This window comes from Marinimicrobium agarilyticum DSM 16975 (assembly GCF_000423345.1).
GTDB classification, from domain to species: domain Bacteria; phylum Pseudomonadota; class Gammaproteobacteria; order Pseudomonadales; family Cellvibrionaceae; genus Marinimicrobium; species Marinimicrobium agarilyticum.
On record NZ_AUHU01000007.1, the window covers coordinates 141,474 to 160,146 of the forward strand.

At 58.4% G+C, this 18,673-nt stretch carries 17 protein-coding genes; 2 read left to right on the top strand and 15 right to left on the bottom strand.

What is annotated here, in order from left to right; all coding sequences use genetic code 11:
• Window positions 1–86: 86 nt before the first annotated feature.
• From pstA to G547_RS0109135, 12 genes are all read right to left on the bottom strand, one after another.
• The gene (gene pstA / locus G547_RS0109080; protein ID WP_027329588.1) at window positions 87–1,751 is read right to left on the bottom strand and encodes a phosphate ABC transporter permease PstA; all 1,665 of its coding nucleotides are present in this window, start codon (window positions 1,749–1,751) and stop codon (window positions 87–89) included.
• 19 nt (window positions 1,752–1,770) lie between these two features.
• Window positions 1,771–4,056: an ABC transporter permease subunit gene (locus G547_RS0109085; protein ID WP_027329589.1), complete on the bottom strand. Its 2,286-nt coding sequence runs from the start codon at window positions 4,054–4,056 to the stop codon at window positions 1,771–1,773.
• 238 nt (window positions 4,057–4,294) lie between these two features.
• Window positions 4,295–5,272, bottom strand: a complete 978-nt coding sequence (locus tag G547_RS0109090; RefSeq protein ID WP_027329590.1) for a PstS family phosphate ABC transporter substrate-binding protein — start codon at window positions 5,270–5,272, stop codon at window positions 4,295–4,297.
• Window positions 5,273–5,477: 205 nt separating this feature from the next.
• Entirely contained in the window at window positions 5,478–6,095 is a 618-nt protein-coding gene (locus G547_RS0109095; RefSeq protein ID WP_027329591.1) for a Yip1 family protein, read from the bottom strand.
• 127 nt (window positions 6,096–6,222) lie between these two features.
• Window positions 6,223–6,633, bottom strand: a complete 411-nt coding sequence (locus G547_RS0109100) for a ClpXP protease specificity-enhancing factor (RefSeq protein ID WP_027329592.1) — start codon at window positions 6,631–6,633, stop codon at window positions 6,223–6,225.
• 63 nt (window positions 6,634–6,696) lie between these two features.
• Window positions 6,697–7,332 carry a glutathione S-transferase N-terminal domain-containing protein gene (locus G547_RS0109105; RefSeq protein ID WP_027329593.1) on the bottom strand — a complete coding sequence of 212 codons (636 nt, stop codon included), beginning with the start codon at window positions 7,330–7,332 and terminating at the stop codon, window positions 6,697–6,699.
• A gap of 62 nt (window positions 7,333–7,394) precedes the next feature.
• Window positions 7,395–9,635 (bottom strand): ubiquinol-cytochrome c reductase, encoded by a 2,241-nt coding sequence (locus G547_RS0109110; RefSeq protein WP_027329594.1) that lies wholly within the window; start codon window positions 9,633–9,635, stop codon window positions 7,395–7,397.
• Window positions 9,632–10,231, bottom strand: coding sequence for a ubiquinol-cytochrome c reductase iron-sulfur subunit (gene petA, locus G547_RS0109115; RefSeq protein ID WP_027329595.1), 600 nt, complete (start codon window positions 10,229–10,231; stop codon window positions 9,632–9,634). Before petA ends, G547_RS0109110 begins: the two co-directional genes overlap by 4 nt.
• A 263-nt stretch (window positions 10,232–10,494) precedes the next feature.
• Window positions 10,495–10,887, bottom strand: coding sequence for a 30S ribosomal protein S9 (gene rpsI / locus G547_RS0109120; RefSeq protein WP_027329596.1), 393 nt, complete (start codon window positions 10,885–10,887; stop codon window positions 10,495–10,497).
• 14 nt (window positions 10,888–10,901) lie between these two features.
• The gene (gene rplM / locus G547_RS0109125) at window positions 10,902–11,330 is read right to left on the bottom strand and encodes a 50S ribosomal protein L13 (protein WP_027329597.1); all 429 of its coding nucleotides are present in this window, start codon (window positions 11,328–11,330) and stop codon (window positions 10,902–10,904) included.
• Window positions 11,331–11,451: 121 nt separating this feature from the next.
• Window positions 11,452–12,567, bottom strand: coding sequence for a cell division protein ZapE (gene zapE / locus G547_RS0109130; RefSeq protein WP_036187854.1), 1,116 nt, complete (start codon window positions 12,565–12,567; stop codon window positions 11,452–11,454).
• Window positions 12,567–13,241, bottom strand: a complete 675-nt coding sequence (locus G547_RS0109135; RefSeq protein WP_027329599.1) for an alpha/beta hydrolase — start codon at window positions 13,239–13,241, stop codon at window positions 12,567–12,569. Before G547_RS0109135 ends, zapE begins: the two co-directional genes overlap by 1 nt.
• A 226-nt stretch (window positions 13,242–13,467) precedes the next feature.
• Here G547_RS0109135 and G547_RS20800 point away from each other — a divergent pair, with 226 nt between their 5' ends.
• Window positions 13,468–14,013: a Z-ring associated ZapG family protein gene (locus tag G547_RS20800; protein ID WP_051235137.1), complete on the top strand. Its 546-nt coding sequence runs from the start codon at window positions 13,468–13,470 to the stop codon at window positions 14,011–14,013.
• Between the two features lie 68 nt (window positions 14,014–14,081).
• On the top strand, window positions 14,082–15,218 hold the full coding sequence (locus G547_RS0109145) for a trypsin-like peptidase domain-containing protein (RefSeq protein ID WP_027329600.1): 1,137 nt from the start codon (window positions 14,082–14,084) through the stop codon (window positions 15,216–15,218).
• 108 nt (window positions 15,219–15,326) lie between these two features.
• On the opposite strand, the gene hisD is transcribed toward G547_RS0109145, so the two are convergent.
• The 3 genes from hisD to murA form a co-directional block, all read right to left on the bottom strand.
• A complete protein-coding gene (hisD, locus tag G547_RS0109150; protein WP_027329601.1) occupies window positions 15,327–16,640 on the bottom strand; it encodes a histidinol dehydrogenase in 1,314 nt (437 codons plus the stop codon).
• A 73-nt stretch (window positions 16,641–16,713) separates the two neighbouring features.
• Window positions 16,714–17,367, bottom strand: coding sequence for an ATP phosphoribosyltransferase (gene hisG / locus G547_RS0109155; RefSeq protein WP_027329602.1), 654 nt, complete (start codon window positions 17,365–17,367; stop codon window positions 16,714–16,716).
• 31 nt (window positions 17,368–17,398) lie between these two features.
• Window positions 17,399–18,661, bottom strand: a complete 1,263-nt coding sequence (gene murA / locus G547_RS0109160) for a UDP-N-acetylglucosamine 1-carboxyvinyltransferase (RefSeq protein ID WP_027329603.1) — start codon at window positions 18,659–18,661, stop codon at window positions 17,399–17,401.
• Window positions 18,662–18,673 lie beyond the last annotated feature (12 nt).

The following is an 18,673-nucleotide window of genomic DNA, read 5'->3' on the forward strand; positions in this document are numbered from 1 at the left end:
GCGGCCACCGCTGCATCAGCGGAGCTGGCCGGTGCCGTTTCATGGTTTCGTTTGGTGGTCTCTTCTAGCATGGTTCGCTCCCGCTATCAATCCGAGGCGCTGCGGTACTTTTCCCGCAGACTGTTGCGAATTTTGATCGCTGCCAGGTTCAATACAATAATCAACATCACCAACGTCAGCGCCGTGGCATAAACCAGCGGGCGGGCGGCTTCCACATTCGGGCTCTGGAAGCCGACATCGTAAATATGAAAACCAAGGTGCATGATTTTCTGGTCCAGATGCAGGTAGGGGTAGTTGCCGTCAACCGGCAGGCTCGGAGCCAACTTCACAACCCCGACCAACATCAGCGGGGCCACTTCCCCCGCCGCGCGGGCAATGGCGAGAATCAGCCCGGTCATCATGCCCGGCGTAGCCAAGGGCACGACTACCTTCCAAAGAGTCTCGGACTTGGTCGCGCCCAGCGCAAGGCTACCCTGGCGAATCGTGCTGGGAATTCGAGCCAGCCCCTCTTCGGTCGAGACGATCACCACCGGCAGGGTCAGAAGCGCCAAGGTGAGCGATGCCCAAAACAAGCCCGGTGTACCAAAGGTGGGCGCTGGCAGTGACGCCGGGAAGAACAGCTCATCGATATTCCCGCCAAGAAAATAGACAAAAAAGCCCAGACCAAACACGCCATACACGATGGAGGGCACACCGGCCAGGTTGTAAACGGAAATGCGTATCAGCTTCAGGAAAGTGCCCTGATGGGCATACTCACGCAGGTAAATAGCGGCAAGCACACCCAGAGGTGTCACCATGATGGACATGACCAGAACCATGGTCACGGTACCGAAAATGGCAGGGAAAATGCCGCCCTCGGTGTTGGCCTCCCGGGGTTCGTCCGTTAGAAACTCCCAGAAGCGCTCCAAGTAGTGACCAAACTTCCCGAGCAAACCCAACTGATTCGGACGGGTCACGCGAACGATGTTGTCCATTCCAATGGTTCGCTCAACACCATCAACAGTTACCACATCAAGGCTGTCGCGCTCCAACTGCCTATAGAGGGCATCGCGTTCCTGTTTGATTTCGACATACTGGGCGTTGAGCATCTCCCGTTTCTCGGCGATACGCGCCTGCGCTTCAGCCAATTCCTGGCCGGATACGCCTTCGAGCTCCAAGCGTCGCTCGTCGAGTCGCAACCGCTCGAGCTCGTGGTTCACTCCACCAATTTCCACCTCTTCCATGTGGTTGATCCGATGGTGCAATTCCACACTGCGCTCAACCCGTTGATGCAACTCCTCCCAGAAGCCGGCCTTACCAACACGAGTGACTTGCTCGCCCTGTTCGTTGAGGGCCACCGGGAAGCCATAGAAATTGCCCCATTCGCGCCGTTCGATCATCATGGCGTTTTCGGGGTAGCTCCACTCGCCCATGCCGACGTCGAGGTACCAACTGAAGTCGGCTCCCAGGTCCCGGTTACCCTCTTTGATCAAATAGCGGGTCACCAGTTTGACATCACCGTTCACGGCATAACCGTTCGTACGCGCCACTTCTGCGGAAATGACTTCTTTACGGACCAGCTCGCCCAGCACCGCTTCCGACCCACCGGATTCGTTAACGACAGTGGTTTTGAGAATATCCGCTGGCCAGAAGTGGCCGAAACCGCGCACGGCAATCAGACCCAGAAGGCCCACCACCATAATCATACACAGTGCAACTGCGCCGCCGTTGAGCCAGACCCAGGGGGCACCGCTTTTAAACCAGGCTTTCATCAATCAGGCTCCCGAATCGTTACAGATTGCTATAGCGTTTGCGTAAACGCTGGCGAATCACTTCTGCGAGGGTGTTGACCAGGAAGGTCAGCGACAACAGCACCAGCGCCGCCAAAAACAGGACCCGGAAGTGGGTGCTGTCAATGGCCGTTTCCGGCAATTCCACGGCGATATTGGCCGAGAGCGTACGCATGCCCTCGAAGATATTGAAGTTCAGAACCGGACTGTTACCGGTCGCCATCAACACAATCATGGTTTCCCCGACCGCACGACCGAAACCCATCATCACGGCAGAAAAAATACCCGGACTGGCCGTTGGTAGCACGACACCCATGACGGTCTGCCAGCGGGTCGCCCCCAATGCCAGGGACCCCTGAGTCAAGTGGCGCGGCACATTGAAAACGGCATCCTCGGCGATAGAGAAAATGGTGGGAATCACCGCAAAGCCCATCGCCAGTCCCACCACAAGGGCATTGCGCTGGTCATAGTCGATGTTGTGGTTGGTCAACCACTGTCGCATGCTGCCGTCAAAAAACCATATTTCAATGTAAGGACTGAGCGCCACGCAACCCCACCCAATCATAATCAGTGGAATGACCAGGATGGCCGCCTCCCATCCCTCGGAGACGCTGTTGCGAATGCTCGACGGCAGCCGACTCCAGAGCAACCCCACCACCAACATGGTGACCGGCAACATGATCAGAATGCTGAAGACCGCAGGCAGATGGTTTTCCAGAAAGGGCGCCAACCACAGACCCGCGAGAAAACCGAGAATTACCGTGGGCAATGCTTCCATGATTTCAATGGTCGGTTTCACTACACCGCGCAGCTTGGGCGTCATGAAGTAAGCGGTGTACACCGCCCCCATTACGCCCAAGGGTATGGCGAACAGCATCGCGAAAAAAGCTGCCTTGAGCGTACCGATGGAGAGCGGCACCAGGCTCATTTTCGGTTCAAAGGAATCCGAGGAACCCGAAGCCTGCCAGACGTACTCCGGTTGCTGGCGTCCTTCGTACCAGACTTTCTGCCACATCGAACTGAACGACACCTCGGGGTGCTTGTTCCACACATCAGCAATGTACAACCGCTGCTGGTCATCGAGAGCCAACATTCGACCGTTGATCGGCGAGAGCGCCAATTGCTCAATAGCTCTATCGGCGATGGATTTGATAATCAGAGTGTCGGAGGATGTGCCGTAAAAAAGACCAACCTGACCCCGGGCGTCGCCGGCGGCAAAGCCTTTGCGGGTGTACTCCGGGGCAATAGCGGTCACCGGCCCGGACAAGGACTCAAAATCCCTGACCGGTGTCAGGTGAAAGCGGTTGCTATCGTCACGGATCAGGTACCACTGGCTGACGGAGCCGGTTTCCGTTCCCACAATCACAGAGAGCGTGCCAACCAGGAACTCCATGGCGGTGACTTGGCCCCGTTCGGTCGGAACGGTTTCCAGCAGATGGGCATTGCTTGGCACTTCGACATCGTAGAAATGCAACTGGGCCTTGTCATCCGCAACGATCAAAAAGCGGCCCGAGTCGTCCACCAGAAGGTCCTGAACCTCAGCCCCACCCGGAAGTGGAGGCAAACTGAAGCGAGTGGCGCTCACAGAGCCGCTGCCACCAAACAGGCTCTGGCTCATGCGGAACCGTCCCATCACCAGGCGTCCGTCTTTCGCAACCCCCGCCAGCACGACACCCATATCTGTATTCTGCACGCTCAGATCGGTAATCGCCTGACCATTCTCGTCGAGCACTACCGGCTCTTCGCCCAAGGGGTACTCAAGGTCCGGGGTCACCAGCCGCTGATCGTTGGGGTAACTGAGTTCGTAATTCTCGCGCACCACAGAGGCTTGGCCGTTGGCGAAACCGTAAGCCACCAACCTGTCACTGGGCACGCTGTGCCCGACTGCACTGACCACCAGACGGTCTGAGCCAGGCGCTTCAAACGAGGCCAGCACCTGGCCCGAATCTACATTGAAGAACTGTATTTCACCGGAGTCATTGAACGTCGCCCCCATTTTCTCGTAACGTTCAAGCACAAGATGGCGGGACCGGTCGTCACTTTCGGAAAGACCAAAGGGATAGTCTGCGGTCACCTCAATACTGCTACCTCGCAGCAGAGGGGCCACTTCGGAGAAAAGGTACAGAAAAATCAGCGCCAATGACGCTACAACCATCAGTCCTGCGGTACCGACGCCGTAACGGGAGAGACCATCCTTGAATCGCCGAACCTTGCGCAGACGGGCGCGCTGCTCGGCATTGGGCATCAAGCTGGCGCGAGCCTGATCGTTAGACTGTCGCTCTGACATAGTGCATCAATCCTGGGCCGGAGAATCTCAATCAGAGCGCTCACAAAGAGGACTCTGACGAAAGCGCGTGCATCCTAACAGCGTAAGATGACACTTTTGTGACAACCATATGACAAAGGGGCACCCCACCTGATGGCGGTGCCCCTCTGCCGGCTCTTCCCTGAAAACACGTCGGTTGGCCGGTATCTCCCTTTCTAATACCTGAACGTCTTAGACGGAGCCGCTCGCGGCCGGTCGTTTACAGCTCCAACTCTTTATACACGCGCTCGACAACGCTAGCGGGCAGCGGAATATAGCCGTCCCGCACAACCACTTCCTGCCCCTGCTTGGAAAGCACCATTTTCAGGAATTCCGCCTGCATTGGGGCCAGCGGCCGATTGGGGTGCTTATTGACATAGATATACAGGAAACGAGACAACGGATAGGAACCGTTGGACGCGTTCTCCGCGTTGGGAGCGGCGAAGTCCTGCCCGTCCTCGCGTGCCAGGGGCACAGCGCGAACACTGGAGGTGTTGTAGCCGATACCAGAGTAGCCGATGGCATTGCGGCTCTCGCTGACACCCTGGACGACGGAAGCTGAGCCCGGTTGTTCGTTGATGCCCGGCTTATAATCGCCCCCGCACAGCGCGTGCTCTTTGAAGTATCCATAGGTACCCGATACCGCATTGCGACTGTACAGCGCGATATCGCGGTTGGCCCAATCACCTTCCAGGCCGACCTGGCCCCAGCGGGTGATATCTTCCGGGTAGCCACAGCGCCGGGTGACGGAAAACATGGCATCAACCTGTGGAAGCGTCAGACCTTTGATCGGGTTGTCTTTGTTGACGTAAACCGCCAGAACGTCGACCGCCACAGGAACCGCCGTGGGTTTGTAACCTTGAGCCTGCTCGAACGCGCGAATCTCGGAGGATTTCATTTCGCGGCTCATGGGGCCGAAGTTGGCGGTGCCCTGCGTCAAAGCAGGCGGAGCCGTTGATGAGCCCGCGCCCTGAATCTGGATATTGACGTTGGGGTAGAACTTGGCGAACTCTTCTGCCCAGAGTGTCATCAGGTTGTTCAGGGTATCGGAGCCGATACTGGTGACGTTGCCGGAAACGCCGGATACCGCCTCGTAGTCGGGTAGATTCGGGTCCACTTCGGTTTGAGCCTGAGTGGCCGCGGCACACACCATGGAGCCGGCCAGAGCCAGACCTTTGAAGAATTTGATAGCGTTCATAGAGCGCTCCTCTGGTTCAGTGAATTGGGTGCCCGGATTTGGGTCATCCCCACCTGAGGCGCACTCTACCGACCCAATATGACAACTATGTGACAGACCTGCCATAAATCTGTCACCTTTTCGCAATAAATGACCAGCCCCAACATGCAAAAGGCGGCCCATGGGCCGCCTTTTGAAAATCATCACGTTATTCCGGCCCGAGGACCTAACTGATATAGACGGGACCAGCGCCAGAACTCCAGACGATGACGGTGGAGACCATCACCACCACAGCGAGTACCAGACCGACGGTGATCACCGAACTCGCATAGATGAAGCCCCGCTCTTTGGGGATGTTCATCAGAATGGGGATACCTTCGTAAATGAGGTATACCGAGTAGCAGGCCGCCAGAATGTACACTGACACCACCAGCCACAACTGGGGATAGACGAGCACCACACCCGCCAGCATCATCGGAATCGCCGAGTAAACCGCGAGCGCCGTGCCCTCGTAATGGCGGCGATTGGCCTCATCCGCCACCCCAAAACTACGGGACATCCAGTTGATGTATTCGCCCAACACATACACCGCCACCAATTGCGCGATGTAGGTCGCAATGCACATCAGCAGCGCGCTCTCGCTGGTCAAACGGACCACCCCGCCGTTACCCACACTCCAGCCCACCTCGGTCACGCCGAAATAGGCCGCGATACAGGGAATTAACGCCAAAAGCGGCACATGTCGGAGGTACACTTTGAGGAAAGATTCGTTATCGCTGCGGATACGCTGCCACTCGCGATCGGGGTTGGTAAAGATACCCAGGGTGTGTTGCAACATCGCCATACCACCATACTCCTGTTACTGCTTGTTATTAGGCTATACGCACAGTATCCAGCAGTCAGACGCGGCCCGCAAAGAAGTATTCGCAATAACCAAAATCTGTTAATCAATTTCAGTTATAAATTGATGGCTATTTTACCACCTTCAGATTGGGCCGTTTCGCCCCTTCTTTCTGCGCTGTTTTCTTTCCGGAATCAGGCTCTGGCTTCGGGGGTTCCGGGTTGGGCTCCGGCTCAAACACCATGCCCTGGCCGTTTTCTCGGGCATAGATGCCAAGTACCGCCGGGCACGGAATCAGCAAGTCCGTGGGGATACCCCCAAAACGGGCATTGAAGTTGATTTGCTCCAGCCCGATAAACAGGTCCTTGACGGCCGTGGGATTGATATTGAGGACGATCTGGCCGTCCTTATTGACATGCTGCTGTGGCACCTCAACCCCCGGCGCCTGGGCATCCACCAAGATATAGGGGGTACAGCCATTATCGACGATCCACTCATAGAGCGCGCGGATCATATAGGGCCTGCTGGAGGTCATTGCCATAAGATGGTCTCCCCTCGTAACTGCGTGGGATTTCCCCAGGAGTGCAAAGTGTGAGTATGGGGCTTAACGGGCCTGCATATCCCGTTCGATTTCAGTCAGGCTTTTGATAAAGCCCTCACGGGCGAATAGCCGCTTTTGATAGACGAGCAACGGCTCGGCCTGACGGCCTTTCCCCAGCTCAATCTCGAGCATCGGCAGGCGCCACAATATCGGAGCCAGGCAGCAGTCCACAATCGTGAACTCCTCACTCATGAAAAAGGGCATTTCCGCGAAGATCGGCGAGATTGCCAAAAGGCTCTCGCGAAGCGCTTTACGGGCCTTGGTCACCGTCTCCTTGCTCTTGCTATAGAGGATGGTGTCCACCAAGGGAGCCCAGTCGCGTTCCAGACGGTACATCCAGAGCCGGCTCTGGGCTCGGGCCACGGGGTACACCGGCAACAACGGCGGATGCGGAAACCGCTCATCCAGGTATTCCATGATGACCTTGGACTCATACAGCGCCAGGTCGCGATCCACCAGCGTGGGCAGATTATTGTAGGGATTCAGCTCCGCCAGTTCCTGGGGTTTGTGTTTGGGGTCGACATCGATCACATCGGCCGACACCCCTTTTTCCGCAAGCACTATCCTTACCCGATGGCTGTAATGGTCCCGGCCGTCGGAAAAAAGAGTCATGGATGAGCGTTTGGTCACCACACCCATTGGTAAATACCTCCCCAGAGATCAAACCGGGGCGCCGGAAGGCGCCCCACGGTTACCCAGTCCTAGTGAATTCCTTTCCAGTACTCGCGATTGAGCAGGTACACGAAAACAAACAGCACAGACAGGAATAGCAGCACGAACACACCGATGCGCTCGCGATCCATCGCCGCGGGCTCACCCAAATACTCCAGGAAGTTCACCAGGTCGTAGATGGCCTGATCGAACTCCTCTTGAGTCATACTGCCCTCAATTTCTCCAGGCTCCAGACTACCACACTCTTCATCGATCACCGGGTTTCCAGCGCCATCGCGCACAATATGACCGTGGCTGTCACGCTCAGGGCCGGCGGAACACTCCATCAACCCCTGTAGCTCGACCATCACATGAGGCATGCCCACATTCTCAAAGACGCGGTTGTTCACGCCAAACGGACGGCTCTCGTCTTTGTAGAAGTTGCGCAGATAGGTATAGAGCCACTCCGGGCTACGCGAGCGAGCTACCAATGTCAGGTCCGGCGGTTGAACGCCGAACCATTGCTTGCCCTGCTCCTCACTCATGGCGGTGGTCATCAGCTCACCGATCGCCTGCTCGCCGAAAATCAGCCGCTCCCGGGCAACCTCCTCGGGAATACCCAGATCTTCCGCTACCCGCCCGTAGCGAGAAAACTTGGCCGAGTGGCACCCCATGCAATAGTTGACGAAATACTTGGCTCCACGCTGCAACGACGCTTTGTTGCTCAAGTCAGGCTCCATCACATCGCAGGGGATAGAGCCACAGGCGCCACCTTCGGCACCCACCGCTTTGATTGGAACCACAACCAGGATAGCGAAGAGTGCCAACCCGCCCAGAACCAACCGCAACGGTAGGCCTTTCGCCTGCACACGCTCCGGCACAGGGCTTTCGCTATCACGTCTGGCCAGCCAGGGCAGCACGGCAAAGACGCCAGCCAAGGCTATACCGAACAACCTGAGGAAAACCGGAATGTCCACGTTTTCATCGGTAATTCCAGAGAAAGCCAGTGCCAAGAACAACAGCGCAAAGACCCAGCAAACGGCTATAGCAATGATCGATGCCAAGCCCGAGCGGTCTTCCGGCGCCCGATTGCTGGTCCAGATCGGCATGGTAATGAAGTAGGCAAAATAAAAGGCAGTGCAGATCTGAGCCAGCAGAGTGCGCCCCGCCGTCGGGGATTGCACACCCAAGTATCCCAGTACGACAAACATAGCGGCAAACACCATGAGCATGACGCGGGGAATATGCCCCTTGAACCGCAGGGATTTGGCGTTTGCCCGATCCAGCCATGGCAGGACAAAGAGGATAGCAATGGCTGCCCCCATCGCTACGAGCCCCAGAAACTTCGCGTTAAGGGGGCCTATCTCAATGGTGATTGCCCGCAAAATGGCGTAAAACGGTGTGAAATACCACACTGGCGCAATATGCGCGGGCGTCTTCAGGTTATTGGCTTCCTCAAAGTTGGCGTACTCGAGGAAAAACCCGCCCATTTCGGGCATAAAGAACAGAACGAAACAGAAAGCGAACAAAAAGACCGTTACACCCACCAGATCGTGCACGGTGTAGTAGGGGTGAAACTGTACCCCATCTTTGGGAATACCGTTTTCGTCTTTGACTTTCTTGATATCGACGCCGTCGGGGTTGTTGGAGCCCACTTCGTGCAACGCCAAAATGTGTAGAACCACCAGTCCCAACAACACGATCGGCAACGCCACCACATGTAAGGCGAAGAAGCGGTTCAGGGTAATGCCTGAAATCAGGTAGTCCCCTCGAATCCAGGTGACCAGTTCATCCCCGATACCGGGTATCGCGCCAAACAGCGAGACGATGACCTGAGCCCCCCAATAGGACATTTGCCCCCAGGGCAATACGTAGCCCATGAAGGCTTCCGCCATCAGCACCACGTAGATGGTCATACCGAAGATCCAAACCAGCTCACGCGGCGCTTTATAGGAGCCATACATCAGGCCACGGAACATATGCAGGTAGACAACCACAAAGAAGGCGGAAGCCCCCGTGGAATGCAGGTACCGCAGGATCCAACCGTATTCAACATCACGCATGATGTACTCGACCGAGGCGAAAGCGCCCTCGGCGGTCGGTGTGTAGTTCATGGTAAGCCAGATGCCGGTCAACAGTTGGTTGACCAGCACCAGAAGGGAAAGTACCCCAAAAAAGTACCAGAAGTTGAAGTTTTTGGGCGCATAGTATTTGCCCATGTGGGTATCCCAGGCCCGCTGTACCGGGAGGCGCTGGTCGACCCACTGCCACAATCCTGTTAACCAATTCATGCGCTTGCCTCCGGATCCTCACCTATAACTATCAGGCTCTCAGTCTCGTAATGATGCGGCGGTACCTGGAGGTTCAGCGGGGCGGGAACACCCTGATAAACACGACCGGCCATATCGAATTTGGACCCGTGACAAGGGCAGAAGAACCCGCCCTGCCAGTTTTCGCCTCCGAGGTCGGCAATACCAACTTCAGGGCGAAACAGAGGGGCACAACCCAAATGGGTACAAAGACCCAAAAGCACCAGATATTCGGGCTTGATCGAGCGAGTGGCGTTCTGAGCGTACTCCGGCTGCTGTGGCGCCTGCGAGGTGGGGTCACGCAAAACGTCGCGCACCAGTTCCAGCCCCTCGAGAGCCTCTTCAGTACGGCGCACGATATAGACCGGTTTCCCCCGCCACTCGACGGTGATCATTTGCCCGGGCTCCATCTTGCCGATATTGGCCCGAACCGGTGCGCCGGCGGCCTTAGCCTTGGCACTGGGATTCCAGGACCCCACGAAAGGAACGGCGGCACCCACGACGCCGACAGCACCCACCACAGAGGTGGCTGCTGTCAACACGCGGCGGCGCGTTTTATTGACAACGTCATCGGTCATGACGATCTTCTCCCCTAACAGCTTCCGACGGCCAGTAAATCACTGAAATTCAACGATTTAGAATGATGTTATTGATACTCAAAAAATGGCCAATCTTAAAGAAATTGCGCGCCGCTTACAACAATAAGCCACTCCCCGGACTTTGGGGTAGCCTGCCAATCGGGTAAACGGACATAAAAAAACGCCCGGGCCAGCAGACGGCCTGGGCGTTTTCGCTCGGAGGTGCCGCGCCTCTTCCACCGGGTGGAGAGAGGCCACTCCCATTAACGCTTGGAGTATTGCGGACGCTTACGGGCTTTGCGCAGACCCACTTTCTTACGCTCAACGGCGCGAGAATCGCGAGTCACGTAGCCAGCTTCACGCAGAGAACCACGCAGCGCTTCATCGTACTGCATCAAGGCGCGAGTCAGGCCGTGACGGATAGCGCCGGCCTGGCCGAAGCTACCGCCACCTTTGACGGTGACCTGCACATCGAAATTTTCGGTCATTTCCACGTTTTCCAGCGGCTGACGCACGATCATACGAGCCACTTCACGACCAAAATACTGGTCCAGCGGACGGCCGTTGACCGTGATAACGCCGTTACCCTGGGCAATGAACACCCGGGCGGTGGAGGTCTTGCGGCGACCGGTACCGTAATATTGAGTAACTGCCATAATCAGCTTCCCGGTTAGATAGTCAGTTCTTGAGGCTGCTGCGCGGTATGAGGATGCTCATTACCCGCGTAGACCTTGAGTTTTTTGAACATGGCGCGACCCAGCGGCCCGCGGGGCAGCATGCCCTTGACGGCGGTCTGGATGGTGCGCTCGGGGGCCTTGTCGATCAACTTTTCGAAGCTGATGGACTTGATGCCGCCGATATAACCGGTGTGATGATAGTAGATCTTGTCTCTGGCCTTCTTACCGGTCACACGTACTTTCTCGGCGTTGATCACGACAATATAGTCGCCCGTGTCCACATGGGGGGTGTACTCGGGCTTGTGCTTGCCGCGCAGACGACTGGCAATCTCTGCGGCCATACGGCCCAGAGTTTTGCCCTCTGCGTCAACGACGAACCAGTCGCGAGAGACGGTTTCAGGTTTAGCACTGTAAGTCTTCATGTTATTTCCTGCCTCAGGAGGTGCTTCCCACAAAAAGAGCGCGAATACTATAGAAGTCCCGCCCGGTTTTCAAGGGGGATCAGGGTGATTTTTCGCCAGTCGATGTCCCTCGGAGGCCCTGTCAGGGCTTATGCGGCTGGGCCAGATAGTCGTGGCTTTGCATCTCCAGCAGGCGACTGACGGTACGCTGGAATTCAAAGGCCAACCGGCCCTCGCCGTACAGCGCTGTTAACGGCTTGGCCGCGGATATTACCAGCTTGACCCGCCGATCGTAAAACTCGTCCACGAGATTGATAAAGCGCCGGGCCTGATCTTCGTTGTTCCGACCCAAAGCCGGCACATTGCTCAGCACCACGGCGTGGTACTCCCGCGCCAGCTCAATATAATCATTCTGGGAACGTGGGCCGTCGCACAGAGCGGTAAACTCAAACCAGACAACATCCTCCCCCAGGTAGCGGGCATGCAACCGCCGCCCCTCCACCTCCAACGCCTGGTCGGAGCAGATCTCGCCTTCCGCGGGCACCAGGCTTTTGAAACTGGCCATCAGACTGTCGTCCGCCGCTTCGTCTAACGGGGTATGGTACAGCTCGGCCTGCTCCAGGGCGCGCAGACGAAAGTCATTGTCGCTGTCGAGCTCGGTAACACGGGTATGGCGTTTGATCTGGTCGATAGCGGGGAGAAACCGGGCGCGTTGAAGGCCGTCTCTGTAAAGACCATCCGGCTCAATATTGGAAGTCGCCACCAGGGTGACGCCGCGCCGGAACAGCGCCTGCATCAGGGTTCCCAGCAGCATGGCATCGGTAATGTCGGAGACAAAGAATTCGTCAAAACACAGTACCCTGGCCTCCCCGGCAATCCGGTCGGCCACCTGTTCGAGGGGGTTCTTCTGGCCATCCAGTTGCCGCAGTTCAGCGTGGACCCGGCGCATGAACCGATGAAAGTGCGCCCGCAACTTGCGCTCGAACGGCAGACTTTCGTAGAAATTGTCCATCAGATAGGTCTTGCCGCGGCCCACACCACCCCAGATGTACAACCCGGTCACCGGGGTTTTCGGCGTCTTGCGCAGGCGACGCCACCACTCGGCCAACGCATTCGTGCCGTCGGGTTCGACCAGCAATCGCTCGTACACATCCTGGAGCTCAGCCACCACTCGCGCCTGGGCCGGGTCCCGGACAAAGTCGGGGCGCTGCAGATCGCGCTGGTAACGCGCTTGGGGGCCGGCAGAGGTATCCAACATCAGGCTTGCGCCTCCAGCTGCTCGGGGATCACGGCCATCAGGTCGCGCTTGAGTCCGGTCAGGCGGCCGTGAAAGAAATGCCCCGCATCGTCGTAGCGCAAAAGCCGGCGAGAGGAGGCCAGGTGGTGCTCATACCATCGGAATACGCCTTCGGGCACGACCACATCATCGGCGCCGCCTTGAACCACACACACCGGGCACGGGAAATGGCCGTCGCGATCATAGGCGTAGCGCTCCACCGGGGGCGCGACGAGCGTCAGATGCTCGACCGCCGCCACGGCTCGATAGACGGCCGCAGCGGCCACTGCCGACCCGAATGAGAAACCGGCAAGCAACTGCCTGGCTTTTGGGCGCTGGGCAATCGCCCAGGACTGAACCGCGAGCAGATCGTCCACTTCCCCCACCGCTCGATCAAACTGCCCTTCGCTCTTTCCGACCCCGCGGAAATTGAAACGTACCGTATCGACGCCGAGCTCGCGATACACCCGCACCAGAGTCGATACCACCTTGTTATCCATGGTCCCGCCATGCTGGGGATGAGGATGGCAGATCAGCGCGATTCGACCGGCGCCCGCCAAGACTCCGTCGGGATTGCCGCCCTGGGAACGGGCCTCGAGCACTCCCGCCGGGCCATCGATGGTAATTGCAGTCTCGGTTTGCGAAAATACAGTCACAGATACCTCAGTTGCCAATACCGGCGGCGCAACGCCGGACAGAAAGTCCCGGTCGAATTTATGCCGCTGGAAAAAAAGCGGAAACCATTGGGCGTAACCACGCCCCAAACGGCAAAAGGCCGTATAATAGCGCGAGCGCTCGTTATTTGCAGGCCATCCCTTGATTGATCGAGCAACGGAGCGATTCATTGAGCCATAGAACGGCATACACCGAGAGGAGAAATTTGTGTTTTCATTCGGCACCCTGATCATCACCGCACTCCTTTGCCTTCTGGGCGGCGCCGCCCTGGGCGCGGTTCTGTTTAAGCTGGTAGGCCCGGGCGGCCAGAATCGCGAGCTGGAAGAGCGGGTGCAGCGCGCCGAGGACGAGCTCAAACGTTATCAACAGGACGTCGCCGAGCACTTCGCCCGGACCTCCGACCTGGTCAACAACCTGACCCAGAGTTACCGCGATGTGTACGAACATCTGGCCAACAGCGCGCTCAAGCTGACGACCCCCGCATTGAGCCGCCAGATCCTTGAGTCCGCCAACACCCAGTTGCTCGGCAGCGAAAAGACCTACTTGAGCGAAGAGCACATCGAGGCGCCCCGCGACTGGGCCCCCAAAAACGGAACCGGCCAGCTCAGTGAGGAATATGGTCTGCACGAGGAGACCGATTACGAATCACCCTACCACCACTTCGGGACCACGAGGCCCTATGCGGCGGACGAGCAGTCGGACAACGATCCGGAAGCTCCGGAGTCCGAAGCCTCAGCTCAGCGGAACCGCTAACCGGCCCCCAAGGCGCCCCTGTCTACGTGACGGGGCTCATCCAATAACAGAAACCGCCGCGGAGATTCATAATGAGCGCAAGACGCCTGATCCAGTCACTGGGCTGGCCGGTCGCCACCGGGCTATTGATTGCACTCATTGCGCTGATGGCGTTCCCCGAGCTGCGCCCCCCCGGCAACACGTCAAGCTCGCAGACGCCAGCATCCCGACAGGCACAGGTCAGCTCCTATGCCGATGCGGTCGATCGGGCCGCCCCCGCCGTAGTGAGCATCTACACCCAGAAGATGCGGGAACAACAGCGCCATCCACTGGCGGATCACCCCTATTTCCGCCGGTTCTTTCGCAACTCCGACCGCCCACAGCAGGAACGCATGCAATCCGCTCTTGGCTCGGGGGTTATCGTCGATGAAAGCGGCTACCTGTTGACTAACGAACATGTGATTGAAAACGCAGAAGAGATTCTGGTGGTGCTCTACGACGGCCGGGAAACCCGGGCTGAACTGGTGGGTACCGACCCGGAAAGCGACCTGGCCGTTTTGAAAATCGAGCTGGACAACCTGACCGCCATCACGGTTCCAGAGCCGACCCAGGCCAGAATTGGCGATGTGGTGCTGGCCATCGGCAACCCCTTCGGGATGGGGCAGACCGTCACCCAGGGCATCCTGAGTGCCACCGGGCGCTACAACCTCAACCTGAGCGAGTACGAGAACTTCCTTCAGACCGACGCGGCGGTAAACGTGGGCAATTCCGGCGGCGCCCTGATTGATGCCAGCGGTCAGTTACTGGGCATCAATACCGCCATCCTGGGCGAGGGCAATACCAATGTCGGGATCAGTTTCGCCATTCCGGCCGACTCGGCCATGGACGCGTTGCGCCAGATTATCGAGCACGGGCGGGTTGTGAGAGGCTGGCTCGGGCTCGCCGTGCGGCCACTGACCGGCGGCGTTCAGAGTTCCGCCAGCGACGAGAGCAGGGGGGTTCTGGTCACAGAAGTAATGCCCAACAGCCCGGCGGAGCGTGCCGGACTTCGGCCCGGAGACATCCTGACACATATTGACGACGTACACGTGGGCGATGGTCGCCGGGGAATGGACAAGATCGCGGCGACTGCCCCCGGCAGCAAAGTCACACTGAGTATTCGCCGCAACGGCGAATCCATGGAACTGAGCACCGTCATCGCCGAGCGCCCCGTACCAACCAGCTAAGGCCTGCCGCCTGCACTAAAACGACGCCACACACAAAAAAGCCCACACAGACGCGGGCTTTTTTGTGTGATGGCAGGTGAGTTTTATCCGGACCGGCGCAGCGTGCCATCAATCCCGGTAACGGTACTCAGCAGAGCGGGCGTGAGCCTCCAGCGCTTCTCCTCGCGCCAACACCGACGCCGTTCGCGCCAACTTCGACGCCCCCTCGGGTGAGCAATAAATAATGGAACTGCGTTTCTGGAAATCGTAGACCCCCAGCGGCGAGGAGAACCGGGCCGTGCCGGAGGTGGGCAACACGTGATTGGGGCCGGCACAGTAGTCCCCCAAGGCTTCCGGCGTGTGGCGTCCCATAAAAATGGCACCCGCGTGCTCAACCTGAGACAGGAGAGCATCGGGATCCTCCACAGACAACTCCAGGTGCTCTGGCGCCACTCGATTGCTGACTGCCAGCGCCTGATCCATGCTCGCCACCTTGATCAGGGCGCCGCGATTGGCCAACGAGGTTCGGGCGATGCGCTCACGCTCAAGCGTGGGCAACAGGCGCTCCATGGCCGCTTCGACTCTATCCAGAAAATCCCCATCCGGGCTGACCAAAATCGACTGGGCCTGCTCATCGTGTTCGGCCTGACTGAACAGGTCCATGGCAATCCAGTCCGGGTCGGTTTTACCGTCGCAGATCACCAGAATTTCGGAGGGACCGGCGATCATGTCGATATCCACCAGACCGAACACGGCGCGCTTGGCGGTGGCAACGTAAATATTCCCCGGTCCGACAATTTTGTCGACCTTGGGCAGGGTCTCGGTGCCATAGGCCAGTGCAGCAATCGCCTGGGCCCCACCGATGGTGACGACCTTATCCACACCCGCGACAGCGGCGGCGGCGAGCACCATCGGGCTCAACTCACCGCCCGGTGCCGGCACCACCATGACCAACTCGGCCACCCCGGCCACTTTGGCAGGGATTGCATTCATCAGTACCGAGGAGGGGTAAGAAGCCTTGCCCCCGGGGACGTACAGCCCCACTCTCGCCATGGCGGTGACTTTCTGACCCAAGCGGGTTCCATCCTCTTCGGTAAAGTCCCAGGAGGGCTGGCGCTGATACTCGTGGTACGTCCGAATCCGTTCGGCCGCCACCTGCAGGGCCTGCTGTTGCTCAGCCGGCAGACTCTCCAGCGCCGAGGTCAACTGCTCCTCTGGCACCATAAAATCCGCCAGGGTCTGGCCATCACGTCGATCAAGCTTATTGGTGTACTCCACCACGGCGGCGTCACCCCGGTGTTTTACCGCCTCCAGAATGTCATTCACCACTCGGGCCACGTCGGAATCGGACACACTGTCCCAGGCGAGAAGATCGTCCAGGTGCGCATTGAAGTCGGCACTGCTGGCGTCCAGACGGGCGATTAAAGGCGTTTTTTCAGACATGACTCATCTCTTACTGTCGTAGGGCGGCGGCTCAACGGTTCACTGCATACAATACAGAGCGAGCGGACTCGCGTCAGGCGTTCTCGGGCTCGCGCCGGGCATCGACGGCGGCACCGACCGCATCGATCACGGACTGGATCAGCACGTGCTTCATCTTCATGGACGCCTTGTTCACAATCAACCGGGAGCTGATATCGGCAATATGTTCCCGCGGCTCCAGGCCGTTAGCCCGCAAGGTGTTGCCGGTGTCCACGATATCCACGATTTCGTCGGCCAGATTCATGATCGGTGCCAGTTCCATGGCGCCGTACAATTTGATGATGTCAGTCTGACGACCGCAGGTGGCGTAATACTGCTTGGCGACATTGACGTATTTGGTCGCGACCTTCAAACGCCCCTGGCGCGGCGGCGCCCCCTTGATGGCGGCGGTCATCAGCCGACAACGGGCAATGTTGAGATCAAGCGGCTCATACAGGCCATCGACACCGTTTTCCATCAGCGTATCCTTGCCGGAAATGCCCATATCGGCCGCACCAAACTGCACGTAGGTGGGCACGTCCACCCCACGCAACACCAGCAGGCGGACTTCCGCCCGGTTGGTTTCAAACACCAGCTTGCGGCTCTTATCGATATCCTCGGCCGGCTCAATACCCGCCGCCGCCAACAGGGGCAGCGTTTCTTTCAGGATCCGGCCCTTGGTCAGGGCAATGGTCAATGTCTGGCTCATGGCTTTCGTCTAACTCAGTTGGGCGTCTGACTCAATTGGGTACTCGGCGAATATTGGCGCCCAGCATTTGCAGTTTTTCCTCAATACACTCGTAACCGCGATCGATGTGGTAGATGCGATCCACCAGCGTAGCGCCCTCGGCCACCAGCCCGGCGATTACCAGACTGGCGGAGGCGCGCAGGTCGGTCGCCATCACGGGGGCGCCTTTTAACTTCTCCACCCCTTGAATCATCGCAGTGTTACCTTCCAGCGTGATCTTGGCTCCCATGCGGTTCAGCTCGTGGACCTGAATCAGCCGGTTCTCGAAAATGGTCTCGGTCACCGAGCTCGACCCCTCGGCCACCGCGTTCATGGCGGTAAACTGGGCCTGCATATCAGTGGGGAAAGCCGGATAGGGCGCCGTGCGCAAATTGACCGCCTTGGGGCGCTTGCCTTTCATGTCCAGCTCGATCCAACCCTCACCGTAGCTCAGGTGGGCACCCGCCTCTTCGAGCTTAAGCAAGACCGCTTCAAGGATATCCGCGCGCGTGTCCTTCAAACGCACCCGGCCCCGAGTGGTCGCCGCCGCCACCAGATAAGTGCCGGTTTCGATCCGGTCCGGCATCACGCTGTAGGTGCAGGAGTGCAGTCGCTCAACGCCGTGGATGGTCAGCGTTGGGGACCCGATGCCTTCGATCTTCGCGCCCATGGTGACCAGGCAGTTGGCCAAATCCACCACTTCCGGCTCGCGGGCGGCGTTTTCCAGAACAGTCGTGCCTTCAGCCAGAGCGGCCGCCATCAGGAGGTTTTCGGTCCCACCGACTGTGACGGTATCCATCAGGATGTGGGCGCCTTTCAGGCGTCCCGTACAGCGGGCGCGAATGTACCCTTCGTCCACATCGATTTCAGCGCCCATGGCCTCCAGGCCGCGCAGGTGAATATCCACCGGCCGGCTGCCGATGGCACAGCCACCGGGAAAGGACACATTGGCCTCCCCAAACCGGGCCAGCAACGGCCCCAGCACCAGGATCGAGGCGCGCATGGTTTTCACCAACTCATAGGGCGCGGTCAAATCGTTGATGCTGGTAGGGTCGACCTCAACGCACATTTTCTCGTCAATGGTGACGCCCACTCCCATGCAGCGCAGCAACGCCAGCATGGTGGTAATGTCGTTCAGGTGCGGCATATTGCACACGTGCACCGGCCCATCGGCCAGAAGGGTCGCCGCCAGAATCGGTAGGGCCGAGTTCTTGGAGCCGGAGATCCGAATCTCGCCATTGAGCGGTGGCCCGCCCTGAATCATCAATTTATCCATAGATTGTCACTT

Bases quoted from the DNA above. Each gene is read 5' to 3' on its own strand.
- pstA (WP_027329588.1), bottom strand. From the start codon at position 1,751: ATGAAAGCCTGGTTTAAAAGCGGTGCCCCCTGGGTCTGGCTCAACGGC.
- G547_RS0109085 (WP_027329589.1), bottom strand. From the start codon at position 4,056: ATGTCAGAGCGACAGTCTAACGATCAGGCTCGCGCCAGCTTGATGCCC.
- G547_RS0109090 (WP_027329590.1), bottom strand. From the start codon at position 5,272: ATGAACGCTATCAAATTCTTCAAAGGTCTGGCTCTGGCCGGCTCCATG.
- G547_RS0109095 (WP_027329591.1), bottom strand. From the start codon at position 6,095: ATGGCGATGTTGCAACACACCCTGGGTATCTTTACCAACCCCGATCGC.
- G547_RS0109100 (WP_027329592.1), bottom strand. From the start codon at position 6,633: ATGGCAATGACCTCCAGCAGGCCCTATATGATCCGCGCGCTCTATGAG.
- G547_RS0109105 (WP_027329593.1), bottom strand. From the start codon at position 7,332: ATGGGTGTGGTGACCAAACGCTCATCCATGACTCTTTTTTCCGACGGC.
- G547_RS0109110 (WP_027329594.1), bottom strand. From the start codon at position 9,635: ATGAATTGGTTAACAGGATTGTGGCAGTGGGTCGACCAGCGCCTCCCG.
- petA (WP_027329595.1), bottom strand. From the start codon at position 10,231: ATGACCGATGACGTTGTCAATAAAACGCGCCGCCGCGTGTTGACAGCA.
- rpsI (WP_027329596.1), bottom strand. From the start codon at position 10,887: ATGGCAGTTACTCAATATTACGGTACCGGTCGCCGCAAGACCTCCACC.
- rplM (WP_027329597.1), bottom strand. From the start codon at position 11,330: ATGAAGACTTACAGTGCTAAACCTGAAACCGTCTCTCGCGACTGGTTC.
- zapE (WP_036187854.1), bottom strand. From the start codon at position 12,567: ATGTTGGATACCTCTGCCGGCCCCCAAGCGCGTTACCAGCGCGATCTG.
- hisD (WP_027329601.1), bottom strand. From the start codon at position 16,640: ATGTCTGAAAAAACGCCTTTAATCGCCCGTCTGGACGCCAGCAGTGCC.
- hisG (WP_027329602.1), bottom strand. From the start codon at position 17,367: ATGAGCCAGACATTGACCATTGCCCTGACCAAGGGCCGGATCCTGAAA.
- murA (WP_027329603.1), bottom strand. From the start codon at position 18,661: ATGGATAAATTGATGATTCAGGGCGGGCCACCGCTCAATGGCGAGATT.